Below are 230 nucleotides of genomic sequence, written 5' to 3' on the forward strand. Positions count from 1 at the left end.
TATCACTAGAAGGCTGTTCCGATTTCGCTCGCCACTACTTTCGGAATCTCGGTTGATGTCTTTTCCTCGAGCTACTTAGATGTTTCAGTTCACTCGGTTCGCCTCGCATACCTATGTATTCAGTATGCGATACCCTTGCGGGTGGGTTTCCCCATTCAGAAATCTCCGGATCAAAGCTTATTTGCCAGCTCCCCGAAGCTTATCGCAGGCTATCACGTCTTTCGTCGCCT

General features: G+C 49.1%; 1 rRNA gene. It reads right to left on the minus strand.

The annotated features are described in order from the left end of the window. A 23S ribosomal RNA gene (locus GVL12_RS26125) occupies nucleotides 1–230 on the minus strand; the annotation flags it as partial.

It is taken from the genome of Pantoea sp. 18069, assembly GCF_902706035.1.
GTDB lineage: Bacteria > Pseudomonadota > Gammaproteobacteria > Burkholderiales > Burkholderiaceae_C > Comamonas.